15 protein-coding genes and 2 pseudogenes are annotated in these 17,553 nt (G+C 62.6%); 3 read left to right on the top strand and 14 right to left on the bottom strand.

The window, feature by feature from the left end; translation table 11 throughout:
* Positions 1-23: 23 nt before the first annotated feature.
* The 6 genes and pseudogenes from ACVIW0_RS11745 to ACVIW0_RS11720 form a co-directional block, all read right to left on the bottom strand.
* Positions 24-761, bottom strand: coding sequence for a Crp/Fnr family transcriptional regulator (locus tag ACVIW0_RS11745; RefSeq protein WP_461357304.1), 738 nt, complete (start codon positions 759-761; stop codon positions 24-26).
* Between the two features lie 239 nt (positions 762-1,000).
* Positions 1,001-1,840: a phosphodiesterase gene (locus tag ACVIW0_RS11740; protein ID WP_461352470.1), complete on the bottom strand. Its 840-nt coding sequence runs from the start codon at positions 1,838-1,840 to the stop codon at positions 1,001-1,003.
* Positions 1,819-2,908: pseudogene (locus ACVIW0_RS11735) on the bottom strand (ABC transporter ATP-binding protein). Before ACVIW0_RS11735 ends, ACVIW0_RS11740 begins: the two are co-directional and overlap by 22 nt.
* The gene (locus tag ACVIW0_RS11730; protein WP_461352469.1) at positions 2,905-3,690 is read right to left on the bottom strand and encodes an ABC transporter permease; all 786 of its coding nucleotides are present in this window, start codon (positions 3,688-3,690) and stop codon (positions 2,905-2,907) included. Before ACVIW0_RS11730 ends, ACVIW0_RS11735 begins: the two are co-directional and overlap by 4 nt.
* A gap of 4 nt (positions 3,691-3,694) precedes the next feature.
* Positions 3,695-4,510, bottom strand: coding sequence for an ABC transporter permease (locus tag ACVIW0_RS11725; RefSeq protein WP_461352468.1), 816 nt, complete (start codon positions 4,508-4,510; stop codon positions 3,695-3,697).
* 38 nt (positions 4,511-4,548) lie between these two features.
* A pseudogene (locus ACVIW0_RS11720) lies at positions 4,549-5,554 on the bottom strand (ABC transporter substrate-binding protein).
* Positions 5,555-5,738: 184 nt separating this feature from the next.
* Between ACVIW0_RS11720 and ACVIW0_RS11715 the strand changes: the two are divergent.
* A complete protein-coding gene (locus ACVIW0_RS11715) occupies positions 5,739-6,920 on the top strand; it encodes a zinc-dependent alcohol dehydrogenase (protein WP_461352467.1) in 1,182 nt (393 codons plus the stop codon).
* A gap of 6 nt (positions 6,921-6,926) precedes the next feature.
* Here the strand turns inward: ACVIW0_RS11715 and ACVIW0_RS11710 are convergent, their stop codons facing one another.
* From ACVIW0_RS11710 to ACVIW0_RS11675, 8 genes are all read right to left on the bottom strand, one after another.
* On the bottom strand, positions 6,927-7,631 hold the full coding sequence (locus tag ACVIW0_RS11710; RefSeq protein WP_461352466.1) for an ABC transporter ATP-binding protein: 705 nt from the start codon (positions 7,629-7,631) through the stop codon (positions 6,927-6,929).
* 4 nt (positions 7,632-7,635) lie between these two features.
* Positions 7,636-8,406 carry an ABC transporter ATP-binding protein gene (locus ACVIW0_RS11705; protein ID WP_461352465.1) on the bottom strand — a complete coding sequence of 257 codons (771 nt, stop codon included), beginning with the start codon at positions 8,404-8,406 and terminating at the stop codon, positions 7,636-7,638.
* Positions 8,403-9,389 carry a branched-chain amino acid ABC transporter permease gene (locus ACVIW0_RS11700; protein ID WP_461352464.1) on the bottom strand — a complete coding sequence of 329 codons (987 nt, stop codon included), beginning with the start codon at positions 9,387-9,389 and terminating at the stop codon, positions 8,403-8,405. The genes ACVIW0_RS11705 and ACVIW0_RS11700 overlap by 4 nt, the downstream gene beginning before the upstream one ends.
* A gap of 7 nt (positions 9,390-9,396) precedes the next feature.
* Positions 9,397-10,281: a branched-chain amino acid ABC transporter permease gene (locus ACVIW0_RS11695; RefSeq protein ID WP_461352463.1), complete on the bottom strand. Its 885-nt coding sequence runs from the start codon at positions 10,279-10,281 to the stop codon at positions 9,397-9,399.
* A 46-nt stretch (positions 10,282-10,327) separates the two neighbouring features.
* Positions 10,328-11,581 carry an ABC transporter substrate-binding protein gene (locus tag ACVIW0_RS11690; RefSeq protein WP_461352462.1) on the bottom strand — a complete coding sequence of 418 codons (1,254 nt, stop codon included), beginning with the start codon at positions 11,579-11,581 and terminating at the stop codon, positions 10,328-10,330.
* 68 nt (positions 11,582-11,649) lie between these two features.
* The gene (locus ACVIW0_RS11685; RefSeq protein ID WP_461352461.1) at positions 11,650-14,040 is read right to left on the bottom strand and encodes a xanthine dehydrogenase family protein molybdopterin-binding subunit; all 2,391 of its coding nucleotides are present in this window, start codon (positions 14,038-14,040) and stop codon (positions 11,650-11,652) included.
* Positions 14,037-14,522, bottom strand: coding sequence for a (2Fe-2S)-binding protein (locus tag ACVIW0_RS11680; protein ID WP_461352460.1), 486 nt, complete (start codon positions 14,520-14,522; stop codon positions 14,037-14,039). Before ACVIW0_RS11680 ends, ACVIW0_RS11685 begins: the two co-directional genes overlap by 4 nt.
* Positions 14,519-15,391, bottom strand: coding sequence for an FAD binding domain-containing protein (locus ACVIW0_RS11675; protein WP_461352459.1), 873 nt, complete (start codon positions 15,389-15,391; stop codon positions 14,519-14,521). The genes ACVIW0_RS11680 and ACVIW0_RS11675 overlap by 4 nt, the downstream gene beginning before the upstream one ends.
* Before the next feature lie 167 nt (positions 15,392-15,558).
* Here ACVIW0_RS11675 and ACVIW0_RS11670 point away from each other — a divergent pair, with 167 nt between their 5' ends.
* Both ACVIW0_RS11670 and ACVIW0_RS11665 read left to right on the top strand, forming a co-directional pair.
* Positions 15,559-16,656, top strand: a complete 1,098-nt coding sequence (locus ACVIW0_RS11670; protein WP_461352458.1) for an LLM class flavin-dependent oxidoreductase — start codon at positions 15,559-15,561, stop codon at positions 16,654-16,656.
* Between the two features lie 16 nt (positions 16,657-16,672).
* Positions 16,673-17,548 carry a polysaccharide deacetylase family protein gene (locus ACVIW0_RS11665; RefSeq protein ID WP_461357303.1) on the top strand — a complete coding sequence of 292 codons (876 nt, stop codon included), beginning with the start codon at positions 16,673-16,675 and terminating at the stop codon, positions 17,546-17,548.
* The last annotated feature ends 5 nt before the right edge of the window (positions 17,549-17,553 follow it).

The following is a 17,553-nucleotide window of genomic DNA, read 5'->3' as shown; positions in this document are numbered from 1 at the left end:
GGCAGGCCGAGCCGCCGAAGGGGCTACTCGCCGTTATCGGCCCCGGCGTCGACCAGCTCTTGCAGCGACCCGGGCTTCAGCACGACGATCGCTCCATGTTCGAGCCTGACCCAGCCGCGGGTCGCCCACGCGCGGAGCTGCTTGTTGATGCTCTCGCGGGTCATGCCGACCATCTCGCTGATCTCCTGCTGGGTGATCGAGATGGTACGCCCCTGCGGCTTGTGCTTATCGCTGAGACGCAGCAGCGCGCTCGCCAGACGGCCAGGCAAATCCTGCAGGATCACCTGCTCGACCTGATCGCTGGTCAAGCGCAACCGCGCGCACAGCAGTTCGATGAACTTCATCGCCAGCGTCGGCTGGCTGCGCACGAACGGAATGAACTCACGCCGGTCGATGACGAACAGCTCGCAATTTGAGTTGGCGGTGGCATCGGCGCTCCGCGACAAGCCGTCGAGCAGCGCGATCTCGCCGAAGATCTCGCCCGCCTCGATCAGGTTCAGGATCGCATTGCGCCCATCCGGCGACGAGATGCTGATTTTCACCGTACCCGAGATCACCGCGATCAGGCTGGTGCCCGGATCGCCCTTGGAGAAGATCGTCGTTCCGCGCTTCAGCGTGATGTGCTTGGCATAGCGGCAGAGCTGATCGAATGCCTCGGGCTCGAGATCAGCAAAATAGGGATGCTTGCGCAGCACCGACAGCTTGTTGTTCGAAAACGACGGCGCACCGGAAGTTCGTTCTATGGGGAGCGCACCGGTCATATTGATCCAGACTGAATATGTTGCGTTCGATCGGCGCACCAGCAGCGGCGGCACCGACGAAGCCATCGATCAATGAAAGTGGGAAGAGTATAACGCCGCCGGGGGCCTACAGCAACAAAAGGTCCGGGCCGGTGGCATCGGGATAGAGGGCATCCAAAATACAATTTGGAATAAATATGTTGCTTTACAACGCTCAATTGCAGGCGGCGACCGCTGCTTGACGCCCCGTTCGAGCCGGCTCACAGCAGCTTGCCGTCCGGCCCAAAGAACGGATGCGGCCCGTCAAACTGGCCGATCGGGACCTGATGCGTGACCAGCTGTCCGAAATTCTGCCCGGGAAACCAGGTGTGCAGGTGAAAGGCAGCCGGTTCCACCTTGAACGACGGCTCGCGAAGCTGGCCAAGGTCCAGGTCGACCGCGTGGTTCGGCGCTGGGCATAGTGTCACGGGGAACCCGGCAAAGGTCGTCAGCATGGCCCGGTGGACATGCCCGCAGCCGATCAACCGCACTCGCGGGTGACGCCTGACGATTCCCGCCAACGCGTCGGCATTGAAGAGATCCTGTCGGTCCATATGCCAGATGCCGCCCTTGAATGGCGGGTGATGCAGGAAAAGCAGCGCCGGCCGGTCGTCCCCCGTCGCCAACGCCGCATCCAGCCATTGCAGCGTGGACGCTTCCAGCATGCCGTGCGGCTTGCCGGCGACGCTTGAATCCAGCAGCAGAAGATCAAGGCCGTCGACCACGATCTTCTGGTCAAGCGGACCCGTTGCGTGGACATAGCGCGCGGCTGGAAACGCGGCGCGCATCCACTCACGCGAGTCGTGATTGCCGGGAATTCCGGCAAACGGAACACGCAGCGGCGCGAGCAAGCGCTTTAGATAGTCGTATTCCTCGACGGACGGCGTGTCGACAAGGTCGCCGGAGATGACGACGAAATCGGGGGCTGGCGCGAATGCGTTGAGCGCCGCCACACAGCGTTCAAGCGCCTTCGCGGTATCGACCCGGCCATAGGCCAACGCGCCCGGCGGCTTGATGTGGAGGTCGGATATCTGGGCGATCAGGACGGGTTTCGACGGCATCGACCATTCTCAGGGTTCGAAGGCAGAAGACGAAGCGCGTCAGGCGCGATCGAAAGCCCTACGCGATCGCCGACCTTGGCCAGGATCGTATTGGGCGCGTCGACATTAAGCGGCTTGCTCGATGCGCCGCTCACGACCATTCGCTGCCGGTCGCCGATGAAGCTGACGGAATCGACGACCCCCGCGAGCCCCCCTGCCCCGGCGTCGACGATGTGAATGGTTTCGGGACGAATCATGACGGTCGCATTCGCAGCCGTCGCGCCACCCGCGATCGGCAAGCGTCCGCCTGGCAGGATCAACGCGCCGTTCTCGATCGGGGCTTCCACGATGTTCGCCGCGCCGATGAACTCCGCGACGAACCTATCCTTCGGCGCAAAGTAGACGTCGCGCGGCGTGCCGATCTGGGCGATCGCGCCCTTCCGCATCACGACGATGCGGTCGCCCAATTCCATGGCTTCGGCCTGATCATGGGTAACATAGATCGTGGTGATGCCAAGCGCACGCAGCAGCCGGTTTGAGCTCGCTCCGCAGCCGGTCCCGCAGGGCGGCATCAAGCGCGGTCAAGGGCTCGTCGAGCAGCAAGATGCCGGGCCGGATCGCGACCGCGCGCGCCAGTGCGACGCGCTGACGCTGGCCGCCCGAAAGCTGCTCGATGCGGCGGTTCTCCAAACCCGTGATATTCGTCAGGGCGACCAGTTCGGCGACGCGCACGGCACGCTCGTCCCTGGCCACACCCCGGATCTTCAAGCCATAGGCGATGTTGTCGGCCACCGTCATGTTGGGGAACAGGGCGTAGGACTGAAACACCATCCCGACATTGCGCCGCTCGATCGGGACCGAGGTTATGTCCTTGCCGTCGAACAGGACCTTGCCGCCCGCATCCGGCAATTCAAGGCCGGCGATGATGCGCAGCATTGTGGTCTTGCCGCAGCCGGACGGGCCAAGCAACACCAGCGTCTCGCCGCGCGCGATGTCGAGCGTTGCGGGATCGAGGGCGCGGGTGCCGTCGGCAAAGGTCTTGCCGCACGCCTCGATCCGCACCGCTGCGCCGTGACCGGCCGTACTCATCGTCTGTGATCCTTGTCGGCCAGCAGTTGCATCGCGACCAGCAGCGGAATGATCATCACGAAGAAGATCAGCGTGTAGGCCGAGGCCACTTCGAGCCGCATCGAGGCGTAGCTGTCGGCGAGCCCGATCGGCAGCGTCTTCGTCAATGGCGTATGCAGCATCCAGGTCAGGTTGAATTCACCGAGCGACAGCGTGACCACCATCAATGCGCCGGCGAGAATTCCCGGCAGCGCGTTCGGCACGATGACATCGTGAAAGCGTCGCCACGGCGAGGCCCCCAGCGAGGCTGCGCCCTCGTCGAGCGTCTTGATATCCACCGTCGCAAACACCGCCATGACCGAGCGTACCATGAACGGCATGGTGAAGATCACGTGTCCAACCAGGATGAACAGCCAGGAACGGCGGAACTCGCCGAAGCTGCCATAGGTGAGCAGCAACGCAAGCGCGATCGCAAGCCCGGGGATCGCCAAGGGCAGCGTGATGATCTCCTCGACGACGCGGGCAAGCCGGCCTCCCCGCGTATGCAGGGCATAGGCCGCGGGAACACCGGCGAGTAGCGTGACCACAAGCGTCGCGAATGCGATCACGAAGGAGAGCAGAATGGTGCCGGCATAGAGCTCCCAGACCTGCGCGACCCATTGCAGGGTCACGCCGGATTGGATGCCGCGGAAATAATTGACGGTGACGCCGGCGGAAATCGAAAGCCCGGCGGGCACCACCAGGAATGCCGCAACGAGCAGCGTGAAGGCGAACTGGCCGGTGAAGATCAGGCGGTCGCGCATGCTGTCACCCGGCCGCCGCAACCGCGCTGCCGCTGAAGGTGCGGGCCAGCGCAAGGATGAGCCAGGTGATCAGGCCCAGCCCCACCGACAGCGCGGCCGAGGTCGCAAAATTGGCGGCCAGCGTGAACTCGGTGTAGATCAGCATCGGCAGCACGTCGATATTCGTCGCCAGCGTGAACGCCGTGCCGAAGGCGCCCATGGCAGTCGCAAACGCGATCGCACCGGACGCGACGAACGCCGGCGCCAGAGCCGGCAGCACGACGTCGCGCTGCACCGCCCAGGGGCTGGCGCCAAGCGAACGCGCGGCTTCCTCCAGACCGACATCGAGCTTCTGCACGGCCGCCATGATGGTCAGGATCACGCGCGGGATGGAGAAGTAGAGATAGCCGAGGAAGAGCCCGTAGATCGAATAGGCGAACACGAGTTTCTCGCCAAAAATACGGTTCGAGAGATCGCCGATCAGGCCTTGCCGGCCCGCCAGCAGGATGATCATGAAGCCGACCACCACGCCGGGAAAGGCCAAAGGAAAGGTCAACATCGCGATCAGCACGGCCCGCCCGGGAAAGCGGTGCCGCTGCAGGAACATTCCGGCAATCGTCGCTACGATCAGCGTGACGACCGTGGTCGCCGCCGCCAGCAGCACGGTATTGATCAACGTCGCGCGGTAGCGGCCTTCCGTCAGGATGGCGAGATATTCGGCGAGCCCGTGCGGCCCTTCGGCGCCTGCGACCACCAGGCGAGCCATCGGCAGCAGGAAGAATGCCGTGGTCACGACCGCAAGCGGCAGCAGGCAGAGCCAAACGAAGGATTTTTGCGACATCGGAAGAATGGTGCCCCAGCGAGGGGCATCATATTGCCTCAGCGGACCTCGGCGAGATAGCGGTCGACGAAGCCTTTTTGCACGTTTTCCATCTCGCCCCAATCGACGCTCTTGGCGCGGGCGTAGTCGCTGTCAGGGAGAAATTTGCCCTTCACGGCAGCCGGCAGCTCGATCGGGCGCGCCGGCCGCAGATAGGCATTGGTCCAGATCGCCTGCCCCTTGTCGGACAAGAGATAGTCCATCACCTTCTTGGCCTTCTCCTTGTCGGGCGCGTTCTTCACGAGGCCAACGACATAGGGAAACACCACCGAGCCCTCGCAGGGAATCACAAACTCGAAGTTGCCCTTCTCCGAATATTTCGCGCGATAGGCGTTGAAGTCGTAGTCGAACAGGATCGGCATCTCACCGGAGACGACGCGGGCATATGACGTCTGCTTGGGCACGATCGGATCGTTCTTGCGCAGCTCCTTGAAGAAATTGATCGCGGGATCGAAATTGCTGGGCGAGCCACCGAGCGCCAGGTTGACGGCAACCGCCCCGACATAGCCGACCGCCGCGGACGACGGATCGAGGTAGCCGACCATTCCCTTGTAGTCCGGCTTCAGGAGATCCTTCCAGCAGGCCGGCACCGGCTTGCCGCCGAGCGCGTCCTTGTTCACGAACAGACCAAGCGTGCCGGAGTGGATCGTGGTCCAATAGCCATCCGGATCCTTCAGGCCGGCGGGGACCTGGTCCCAATGCGCTGGCTTGTAGGGCTCGAGCGCGTCCTGGGCCTTGGCTTTCATGCCGAAGGTGACGCCGAAATAGCCGATATCGCCGACCGGGTTGCTCCTCTCGGCGAGGATCTGCGCCAGTGCCTGGCCGGAATTCTTGTTGTCATGCGGGATATCGTAGTTGAGGTCCGCCTTGATCGCCTTCAGCATCGAGGCCCAATCGGCCCACTCCGGCGGGCAGTTGTAGCAGATCACGTCAGCCGCCTTGGCGGATTGACGGCGCGATCAGTGTCAGCGCCAGCAACGCAAGGACAAGGCGGACGGTCTTCATGGGAGGCTCCGGTCTGGGAGAGGTGCAATGCGGATTTCAACATCAACGGAGCGACCAAGTATAGGCCGCGTATGAAGGTTTTGCGACGCGCTTGCTGCCGTGCAGCAAATGCAATGTCAACGATGGGCCCCTCGCCGCCGTCGGTCGTTTGGCGCTAGGCTGCCAGCCAAAAGAGGAAGCGCCCATGTACCAGCCCACCGGCGTCACGACATCGCCCGACCTTCCCGTGCCCGACCGGATGAAAGCCTGGGTCCTTGGCGATCCCGACCAGCTCCTGCTTCGCGAGAAGCCAACGCCGGTCCCGTCGCGCGCCGAGGTGCTGGTCCGCATCGACGCGGTTGCGATCTGCGCGACCGACCTTGAGATCATCCACGCGGGGTCGCCGGCGAGCATTCAGGGCGGCCTGCCCTTCAACAAGAACTTCACGCCGGGTCACGAATACATGGGCACGGTTGCCGCGCTCGGCCCTGATGTCGACGAGTTCAGGATCGGTGAGCGGGTCAGCGTCGAAATCCACGCTGGCTGCGGCCAGTGCAAACGCTGCCGCCAGGGCATGTACACGTCCTGTCTCAACTATGGAAAGCCGGAGAAGGGTCACCGCGCCAACGGCTTCACGACCGACGGCGGATTCGCCGAATACGCGGTCAATCACATCAACACGCTCGCGCGCGTCCCGGACAGCATGAGCGACGCGGAAGCGACGCTTGTGGTGACCGCCGGAACGTCAATGTATGGCTTGACGGAATTGGGGGGATTGGTGGCCGGCGAGAGCGTCGTGGTGATCGGCCCGGGACCGATCGGACTTCTCGCAGTTGCCGTGGCCAAGGCACTTGGCGCAAGTCCGGTGATCCTGACCGGCACGCGCGACAAGCGGCTGGCGATCGGCGGGGAATTGGGAGCCGATCGCGTCATCAACATCAACGACGAAGACGCCGTTGCGGTGGTGAAGCAACTTACAGGGGGGATCGGTGCGGACTATGTCGTCGAATGCGCCGGCACCGAAGCGACACTCAACCAGGCCATTCACATGGCCAATCGCGGCGGAAAGATCTGTCTGGCCGCCTTCCCGCACGGGGCCGCGACGCTGGACATCGCGCATCTCGTGCGAAACAACATCTACGCCTACGGCATCCGCGGCGAAGGCAAAAGCGCGACCCATCGCGCGATGGAATTGATGGCGGCGAAGCGGTTCGATGCGACCAAGATCCACACGCATACCTTTCCGCTGGCCGACCTGCCGACCGCGCTGAGATATGCGCGGGATCGCGTCGATGACGCGATCAAGGTCGTGGTGACCAATCGCGAGGCCGGTGCGATCGCGAGCGCTGCGGAACGAAGCTTATTGGTGCGGACGCAGGACTGCTGATCCGGTTCACACCGAACAGTAGCGTTCCTTGATCTCGTCGTCAGCCAGCAGCTCTTGCGCGGACGCCTGGTGCACCACGGACCCCTGATCGAGGACGTAGGCACGATCGGCGATGCCGAGCGCAAGCTCGACGTTCTGCTCAACCAGCAGAACCGTCGTTCCCTGCGCCTTCATGCTGCGGAACAGCTCGAACATCTCGTCGACCAGGACGGGCATGATACCCTCTGACGGCTCGTCCAGCATGATCAGGTCGGGCTTAGCGATCATCGCGCGCGCGATCGCCAGCATCTGCTGCTCGCCGCCGGACATCGTGACCGCCTCCTGATCCATGCGTTCGGCCAGTCGCGGGAAGATCACCGCGATCTCGTCGATCAGCTCGGCTTCGCGCTTCTTCTGCTTTGATGCCACCAGCCCGAGGCGCAAGTTCTCCCGCACCGACAGCCCCTGCACGATCCGCCGCTCTTCGGGGACATAGGCGAGCCCCAACGCGAAACGCACATGCGCCGGCCGGTTCAGCAGCTCTTCGTCCTTGAAGCTGACCGAGCCGCGCGTCCGCCCCATCAAGCCCATGATCGATTTCAGCGTCGTCGTCTTGCCGGCGCCATTGCGGCCGATCAGACAGACGATCTCGCCCCTGATCACCTCGAGACTGATGTCCTGCAGCGCGTGGCTCGCGCCGTACCAGGCATTGAGCTTGCTGATCTGCAGCATCCCGTCAGTGCTCCCGCTGGCCGAGATAGACACGCTTCACCGCCTCGTTCTGCCGGACCTGCTGCGGCGTTCCCTCGGCGAGCAGCTCTCCATGATGCAGCACGAGGATGCGATCGCTGATCCCAAGCACCAGCTTCATCTTGTGCTCGACCAGGATGACCGTGCGCTCCTTTGCGAGCTTGACGATCAAATCCATCATGGTCCGGGTTTCTTCCGGGCTCATGCCGGCCGTGGGCTCGTCCAGCAACAGCAAACGGGGCTGGCTCGCAAGCGCCATGCCGATTTCCAGCGCACGTTGCTCGCCATGCGCCAGCGTCCTGGCGGCGCGTTCCCGGGAGTCCCACAATCCGACCAGAGCCAGCAGCTCGTCCGCCCGCTCGACCAGTTCTGTCAGGCGCGCGCGGGGCCGCCAGATGTCATATCTCGACACCAGCGCCTGCAGGCCGACCCGGATGTTCTCACGCGTCGTGAGCTGCGGAAACACGTTGGTGATCTGGAAGGACTTTGCGATCCCCATATGGGCAAAACGATGTTGCGGCAGGCCGGTGACATCCTTGCCCTCGAACTCGACGCTGCCCTTCGTCGGCGGAAAAGCGCCGCACAGCAAATTGAAGTAGGTGCTCTTTCCGGCGCCGTTCGGACCGATAATAGACGTGATCGCCCCCCTGGAAAACTCGGCCGAGATGTTGTTCAGAGCGACAAACTTGCCGAACGCCTTGCCGACGCCCCTGGTGCGCAGAATGATCTCGCCGGCCTGGTTTGCTGCGGCGCTCATCGCTTGCCTCGCGCGATCAGCGTGCCCCAGATGCCGGCGGGGAAGAACAGCACGCACGCAATGAAGATCGCGCCAACGATCAGTTGCCAGTGAACGGTCCACACGGAGACGATATTCTCCAGGACCAGGAAGACCGCGGCGCCGATCACCGGCCCGAAGTACGTCCCCATCCCGCCGAGCAGGGCGATCATCACGACAAGGCCCGAGGTCTCGTAGTGCAGGATTTCGATCGGAACGATCGACAGATGCACGGCCTGCAAAGCACCGGCGAGGCCGCAAAAGCCTCCCGATAAAACGAACGTCAGCAAACGCGTCAGCGTCACGTCGTAGCCCGAAGCACGTGAACGCATCTCGTTCTCGCGCACGGCTTCAATGACGGCACCGAAGGGCGACGCGAGAATGCGCGACATCACGAAAAATGCAGCGATCACGAAAGCCGCAATGACGTAATATCGGACCATGGGATTGATGAAGTCGATCCGCAGGCCGAACAGATCGATGGTGCGGACATTGATGCCCCGGAGGCCATTCTCGCCGCCGGTCAGGTCAACCGCCTGGTAGAACAGGTAGTAGACGCATTGCGACAGCGCCATCGTGACCATGGCGAAGTAGATGCCGCGGGTCCTGATCGCGAGCACGCCAATCAGAAGGGCCATCAGCAGGCCACCGGCGATGCCTGCGGCGATCGCCGCATACCATGGCCAGCCGAAGTGCACGATGGCGATCCCGCAGAGATAGGCGCCGGTCCCGAACAACGCGGCATGACCAAACGACAGCAGGCCCAGATAGCCGAACACAAGGTTGAAGCCGAGCGCGTAGAGCCCATAGATCAGGATGTTCACGGCAAGCGCCGTGAACGGCATCACCAACGGGAAAACCAGGATCACCGCAGCCACAATGCTGGCGCGATGCCGCGTTGCGAACTCGTACCAGCCGACCGTCGTGGCAGGGGGCTGTTTGATCGATTGAGTCGTTTCGGTCATGCCGGGCTCAGCTCATCAATCCGGCGCGGCCGAAGAACCCCTGGGGACGCACGATCAGAACGATCGCCATCAGGGCAAAGATCGAAACCTTGGCCATCTCGGGTGCAAACAGCGAGGTCATGCTGACCACCACACCGACCAGCAGGCCCGCCAATACTGCGCCGCCGATCGACCCCATGCCTCCCACCACCGTCACGACGAACGCCTCGGCGAGGATCGTGCCGCCCATCTCAGGAATGACGCCCTGGAGCGGAGCTGCCAACAGCCCGGCAAGGCCAGCAATCGCGGTGCCTATCCCGAACACGATCAACCAAACCCTGGAAACATCGACTCCAAGGACGCGGACGATCTGCGGATCGCGCGCGCCGGCCCGGATAATGAGCCCGAAGCTGGTTTTCTCGAGAAACAGCCAGAGTGCCAGCAGGACGACGGCCGTCGCTCCAATCACAAACAGACGGTAGAGCGGGAAATAACCGACACCGATGTTGACGGCGCCTTGCAAGACCTCCGGCGTATCGAAGGGATAGCCAGTCTTGCCGAAAGCGATGCGCACGCATTCGACCATCACGTAGCTCAACCCGAAGGTCAGCAGCAGCGGATAGTCAATCCCGCGACCGTAGAGCGGCCGGATCAGCACGCGCTCAACGGCGAGGCCAAACAGGCCGATCAGGATCGGCACAGCCACGAGACAGATCCAGAAATTACCCCCGATCGAGACCAGATAGAGCCCGACATAGGCGCCAACCATGTAGAACGCGCCGTGGGCGAAGTTGACGACCGTCAGCATCCCGAAGATCAGCGAGAGCCCGATCGCAAACAGCACGTAGATCGCACCGAGCGCCAGCCCGGCGAACAGTTGCAGCGCTATTAGGTCGAAGCTCAGGCCCGCCATTTGTTCCCCCTCGGACGACGCGCACCGCTACCGGCGCGCATATCGTTCAGCTTTTGTGGCCAAGGGATTCGCAGCTACGCAGGTATTTCTCGTTGGGCTCTTCGGTCGAAAGTACCTCGAACACATCGGACTCGTTCTTCATGTCCTTGGACTTCGACTTGATCACGAGCACCGATTGCACCGACTGGTGGTCACATTTGCGATAGTACTGCGGACCCTTGTAGTAGTCGTACTTCAGCGCTTCCAATGCGGCGACGACCTTGTCTGTCTCGACGCTGCCCGCGTTCTTGACCGCCTCGAGCACGGTCCGGACTCCACCATAGCCGAGCGCGCCGTAATCGGTCGGCAGCTTGCCGTCATACATCTTGCGGAAAGCTTCGTTGAACGCCTTGGTGGAAGCGAACTTGTCCTCGATGCCCCAGTAAAACGAGCAGCCGCCGACGACCCCCTCGAATGCCTGCGGGCCCGCTGCAACGCGGCTGGCATGCGAGAGCAGCGGTGCAATGATCTGGATCGACTTCTTGATGCCGAAATCGGTCGCCTGCTTCAGAGCGATCTGCTGGTCCCGTCCGAAATTGCTGATGCAGAGAATATCGGGCTTCAGCGCCTGAAGACGGGGCAGCAGCGTGGAGAAATCGGTCGTTCCGAGCGGATGACGGACGTCACCTAGATTCTCGATGTTGAATTCCTTGCCGACCTCGAGGAAGCCACGAACCATCTCGTGACCATAGGCGTAGTCCGCGGTGAGGAACGCAACCTTCTTGCCGAATTTGGCGAAGGCGTAACGGCCGACCGCGCCCGACGTCATATGCGGGTTCAACGCCTCGTGGAAGGTATACTTGCTGAAGTCCGCCGCCTCGTTGATGGCGTCCGATTGGCTGATCGAATTGAAGATGACGCTGCGCTCCTTGGTGACGTTGTTGATGGCGAGCTGAACCGCGGCCGACAGGCTGCCGACGACGAAATTCACCTTCTCCTTCTCGACCAGCTCCAGTGTCCGCGTCGCCGCCTCACCAGGATTGAGCTTGTCGTCGCGCACGACGAGTTCGGCCTTGCGGCCGTTGAGACCGCCGGCATCATTGAACTGGGCGACGGCGAGCTGGCCAGCCCGCACCTGGTCCTGGGCCTCGGCACCATACGGACCGGTCAGGGGAACGGGGAAGCCGATCTTGATCGGTGCTTCCTCGGCCTGCAGCAGATTGATGCGAAACGGCGAGACGGCGAGAGCGGCGCCGGCGCTTGCCGTCGTCAGCAGACGACGCCGCGATAGCGATCCAGTTTTGGTGACCTTGCTCGTCATGACTATCCCTCCCCAAGACCTGTCTTTGTTTTGCTTAGCGTATTGTCTTTGCCCAGAACGTCTCCACCTCAGATTCGTCCCAAGGCCGTCAGGATAACCTGAGGCGTCAGCGGAATCTCGGTAATTGTTGCGCCGAACGGCCGCAGCGCGTCGTTGACCGCGTTGGCAACCGCAGCTGCGGCGCCGGCCGTGCCCGCCTCGCCCGCCCCCTTGGCGCCCAGCTCGGTTTCCTGCGTGGGAGACACCACGTGACCGATCTCTATATCGGGCATCTCACCGGACATCGGGACCAAATAGTCCGCCATGTTGGCGTTGGTCAGCTGACCGCGTTCGTCATAGATGCACTTCTCGAACAGCGCCGCACCGAGCCCCTGCACCACACCGCCCCGGATCTGCTCGTCGACCAGTTGCGGGTTGATGATGGTGCCGCAGTCTTCGACAACCCAGTGCCTGAGCAGCGTCACGAACCCGGTCTCGGTATCGACCTCGAGCCATGAGGCCTGCACGCCGTTGGTGAACGCAAAGGGATACTGGCGCGGAACGAAATGCCGGGTCGCCATCAATTCGGGCTGGATGCCGGGCGGAAGGGTGTCCGGCCGGAAATACACGATCCGCGCCAGCTCGTTCAGCTCCATGCGTGGCGTGCCGTCGTCGGCGTTGACGATGCTGTTGTTGACGATATCGAGCCCGGCCGGCATCGATTGCAGGATGGCTGCCGCGACATCGAGAATATTCCGGCGCAGACCCTTGGCTGCCTGCAACGCGGCTTCGCCGCCGATGCCGGCGCCGCGCGATGCCCAGGTGCCGCCGCCATAGGGTGTATTGTCGGTGTCGCCCAGGGTCACGCGGACCCGGTCCATCGAGACACCAAGCACACTGCCCACGATCTGGGCGGTCAGCGATTCCGACCCTTGCCCCTGTTCGGTGATGCTGGTTTGGCAGATCACCGATCCCTGCGCGTCGAGCCGCACCGCGACACCATCCTGCGACGAGATTTTCGCGCCGCCGACGCCATAAAAGGCAGCACTGGGATTGGTCACCTCGATGAAGCTGGCAATTCCGATGCCGCGATGCACGTTCCGGGCGCGCAATTCCGCTTGCTCGGCACGCAACGCGTGGTAATCCATCATCTGCAGCAGCTTGGCCAGCGAGGCGTGATGCGAAAGCTGCTCGAAGTTCATGCCGGAGGGCGATGCACAGGGATAGGCATCGTCTGGGATCAAATTGCGCCGGCGGATCTCAACGGGGTCCATGCCGATCTTGGCTGCGGCAAGGTCGACTAGGCCTTCGGTGACCGAACAGGCAATCGGGTGCCCGACCGCCCGGTACTGGCACATCACGTTCTTATTCTGGAAGACGACCCGCGCCCGCGCCCGATAGTTCGGTGTGACATAGGGCCCGCCGACAAGGTTGACCACCTGGTTGGCCTCAATGGCGCTGGTGCGCGGGTACATCGAATAGGGCCCGATTCCCGTCAGGTCGTCGATCTCGAAGGCGGTGATGATGCCATCTGGCCTGATGCCGATCCGCCCTCGGCATCGGTGATCGCGAGCGTGAATATCCGTACTGAAGCTCTCGACGCGGTCGGCCACGAATTTGATCGGCCGCCGCAGCAGCTTGGACAGTGCGTAGGTCGCCATTTCGTCGGCGTAAATGTGGACCTTGATGCCGAACGAGCCGCCGACATCCTTGCAGACCACCCTGACCTGCGCTTCCCTCAATCCGAGATGCAGCGCCGCGATGTTCTGCACCATGTGGGGCGCCTGCGTACCCTGATAGATCGTGAGCCGCGCCTCGGCCGCATTCCAGTCGGCAACCACCGCCCGCGGTTCAAGCGTCACGCCGGTGTGGCGCCCGAAGATGAAGTCGGCCTCTACCACCTCGGAAGCCGACAACGCATGGTCAACATCGCCGGCATCGAGCGTTCGCTCGAAGGCAAGATTGTCGCCGAGCGAGGGATGAATGACAGCAGTTGCCGGATCGAGCGCAGTGCGCATGTCCGTGACCGCCTCGAGCTCCTCGTAGTCGATGGAGATATGCTCCATGGCATCTTCAGCCGCCGCGCGGCTGCTTGCCACGATCGCCGCAACAGCCTCCCCCTGCCAGCAGACCCGATCGACCGCGATCGCGTGTTGCGGTGCCGATTTCAATCCCTTCAGATGCGAGAGCACGCCGACCCACGGCGTGATGACGGCTTCGAGCTCACGCCCCGAGACGATGGAAATGACGCCGGGCATACGCCTCGCTGCATCGGCATCGATCGCCACGATCCTAGCATGGGCATGGGGCGACCGCAGGAAAACCACGTGCGCCATCCGCGGTAATTCCAGGTCGCTGACATATTGGCCGCGCCCTTGCAGCAGCCGGTCGAGGTTCGGCCGTGGCACCGTCTTGCCGATGTAGGAGTTCGGGCGATCGAGCACCGAAAGCGTCTCTGCTGGCGCAGGGGTCACCGTCATGCGGACCGCTCCGCGCGCGCCCTGGCTGTCGCCTCCACTGCGTCCACAATGGCCTGATAGCCGGTGCAGCGGCAATAATTGCCGGATAGGTGCTCGCGGATCGCTTGGCGATCGGGCATGAGCGTATGCTTCAGCAGGTCCTGCGCTGTCATCAGCATCCCGGGCGTGCAGTAACCGCACTGCAAAGCATTGCGCGCGCGAAAGGCCGCCTGAAGATCGGCGATTTCGCCGCTGTCGGACAGCCCCTCGATCGTCTCGACTGACGCGCCCTGCGCCTGGACCGCCAGCATCAGGCAGGAGCGAACGATCTCGCCGTCGACCCGGACCGTGCAGGCTCCACACACACCGTGCTCGCAACCGACGTGAGTTCCGGTCAGCTTGAGATTTTCGCGAAGGAAATCCGCAAGATTGAGCCGCGGCAGGACGAAGGCGTCGGTCGGTTCGCCATTGACCCGAAGCCATACCGGTACCGGAGCGCTCACTTGGTCGCCCCCAGTTCGGGGCGCGCAAGCAACGCCGCCACACAGCGCCGGAGCAGCACCGTGGCGAGATGTCGGCGCATGGCAGGGCTCGCTGCTTGATCCTCCTGCGGGTCGAGTTCATCGGTCAGCGCTGCCGTCACTTCCGCGAGCAAGTCGGGCGTTACCGATACGTTGATCAGCCTGCCGGCGACCGCTGCGAGCAGAGGTCGATCGCCCACCGCAAAGAAGCCGAGCCGAAGATCCAGGAACCTGCCAGCTGCAACAACAGCCCGAGCGGCGAGACCGACGACGGCATAGTCACCATGCCGACGGGCGTACTCCTGAAAGAAGAATGTCGAGCCCTGTGCGACCGGCACCTCGATCGCGACCAGCAACTCATCAGGGGACAGCGCAGTTTCGTAGATTCCCTTGAAAAACCGGGTTGCCGCGATCCGGTGCTCGCCGGCCGGGCCACGAATGACGATCGTGGCGTCAAGGGCCACGACACATGCCGGCAGCTCCGATGCAGGATCGGCGTGAGCGAGGCTACCGCCGATCGTTCCGCGATTGCGAATAGCGGGATGGGCGACATGGGCGACGGCATCCCGCAACAGCGGCGCGTGCAGCGCAATTTCAGGCGACCTGAGGAGGTCGACATGCCGCGTCAGCGCGCCAATGACCAGCAGGTCTCCCCTCACGGCGATGCCGCGCAATTCGGCGAGCCCGCCAATATCGACCAGGACGTCCGGAGACAAAAGACGCAGGTTCATCGCCGGCATCAGGCTCTGGCCACCCGACAGTACCTTCGCCCTGTCGCCATGCGCGGCAAGCAGTTCCAGCGCATTCACGACGCTGGTCGCGCGGACGTAGGCGAAAGCCGCAGCTTTCATGTGAGCGTGGCCTCCCGGGCCCAATTTTGGTTTCCCCGATTAGAGGGTGGCCCCGATCAAAGGTCAAGTTTGTTTATCGAGTGATTATTTGCTCGGGGGGACTTGTCTTCGTAGCGGCAAGGACGCAGGTTCCTAGCCAACTAAAGTCCAACGCAGGGAGGCGGATCATGAAGCTCGGGTTCTTTACGATGCCGATCCATCCTCTCGATAAAGATTGGCGGCAATCGCTCCGGGAGGATCGTGAGGCCTTCCTGCTCGCCGACGAACTGGGATTCACCGAGGCGTATGTCGGCGAGCATGTCACCGACAAGGCCGAGAACATCACATCCAGCATCGCCTTCATCGCCTGGCTCGCGGCCGCGACCAAACAGATCAAGCTCGGAACCGGTACCATCAACATGCCGAACACCCATCCGGCAACCGTCGCCGCATCCGTCGCCATGCTCGATCACATGCTCGATGGCCGTTTCATATTTGGCATAAGTCCCGGCGGATTGCTGTCAGACGCGGAGATCTTCGGCAATCTCGATGCCGACCGCAATGCAATGTTCCTCGAGGCCATCAATCAGGTTCTCGATATCTGGGCCGGCAAGCCGCCCTATGATTTGCAAGGCAAGTACTGGAATCTCTCGGTCAAGAAGACGCTGATCGACGACATCGGCCAGGGCATGGTGGCTCGCCCGCTGCAGACCCCGCACCCGCCGATCGTGGTGACCGCGGTTGCGCCGTTCTCAAAGGGCGTCACGGAAGCCGCGGCACGCGGCTGGGATCCGATCTCGGCAAACTTCCTGATGCCCGCCTGGGTGAAGAGCCACTGGCCCAAATATGTCGAGGGGTGCGAGCGTGTGGAGCGGGCCGCGGACACCGCCAATTGGCGCGTCGCCAAGAGCGTGTTCGTGGCAAAGGACGCTGCAACGGCGAAGGCCTACGCCACGTCATCAGACAGTCCCTATGTCTACTATTATCATCAGCTGTTCACGAAACTGAAACGGAGCGGGCGGCTCGAGCTGTTCAAGACACGGCGCGACCAACCAGATGCCGAGGTTACGCTGGAGTCGATCTGCGACAAGCTAATCATCTACGGCACGCCCGAAAGCGTAACCGATCAACTACTCGCGTTCCAGGAGGAAACCGGCCCCTTCGGAACTCTGCTCTATGCCGGCAAGGACTGGAAGGATCGAGAGCTTGGCCGTCAATCAATGATCCTGATGGCCGAGAAGGTCCTGCCACGCATTAATGCCGCAGGCGCCGGATCAGCAGCGTGATCCAGGGAGTTTCGACATGGCCTTTACTGATCGCATTCCGTACCAGGCACAGGTCGATCGGCCGAAACTGACATTGCCTGGCGGCAAGAAGCTTGCCGTCTGGGTCATCCTCAATGTCGAAGAATGGCGGATTGGGAATGCGATGCCGCGCACCGTCCTCAGCCCGCCGATGGGCCAGCCCCTGCTGCCTGACGTGCCGAATTGGTCCTGGCATGAATACGGTATGCGCGCCGGCTTCTGGCGCCAATTCAAGGCATTCACCGATCGAAAGGTACCGGTGACGCTCGCTGCGAATGCCAACGTCTGCAACAGCTATCCGCGCGTGGCGTCGGCTGCGCTCGAGGCCGGGTTCGAATTCATGGGTCATGGATTTGTCCAGGGCCCGATGCACAAGCTGGACAACCAGGCGGATGCAATCAAGCGCGCGGTCGACACCATTGCTGAATTCACCGGCAAGCCACCGCGATCATGGGAAAGCCCGGGCTTGACCGAGACCGAAGAGACGCTCGATCTCCTGCGTCTCAACGGGATCGAATACGTGGCGGACTGGGTGATCGACGATCTGCCGCAGGACATCGCCACGCCGCACGGAATCGTAACGACGATTCCATATTCCGTTGAGACCAATGACATCGTCATTCACGCGCTACAGCATCTTCCGTCGGAGCAGTTCCTGACGCGCTGCACCGATCAGTTCGATCGGCTGTATCTCGAAGGCGCAGATAACGCGCGGATCATGGCAATATCGGTGCATCCCTACATCACCGGGGTGCCACATCGAATCAAGTACCTTGAAGCCTTGCTCGATTACGTGGTCGGTCACGACGCCGTAGCGCTGATGACCGCAAGCGAGATCGGCGATTGGTATCGGAGCCAGATGGCGACGACGTAGAGCGG

Source organism: Bradyrhizobium sp. USDA 4454, assembly GCF_054822705.1.
The sequence above is the reverse complement of the archived record's forward strand: the minus strand, read 5'-3'. Positions and strand labels throughout refer to the sequence as shown.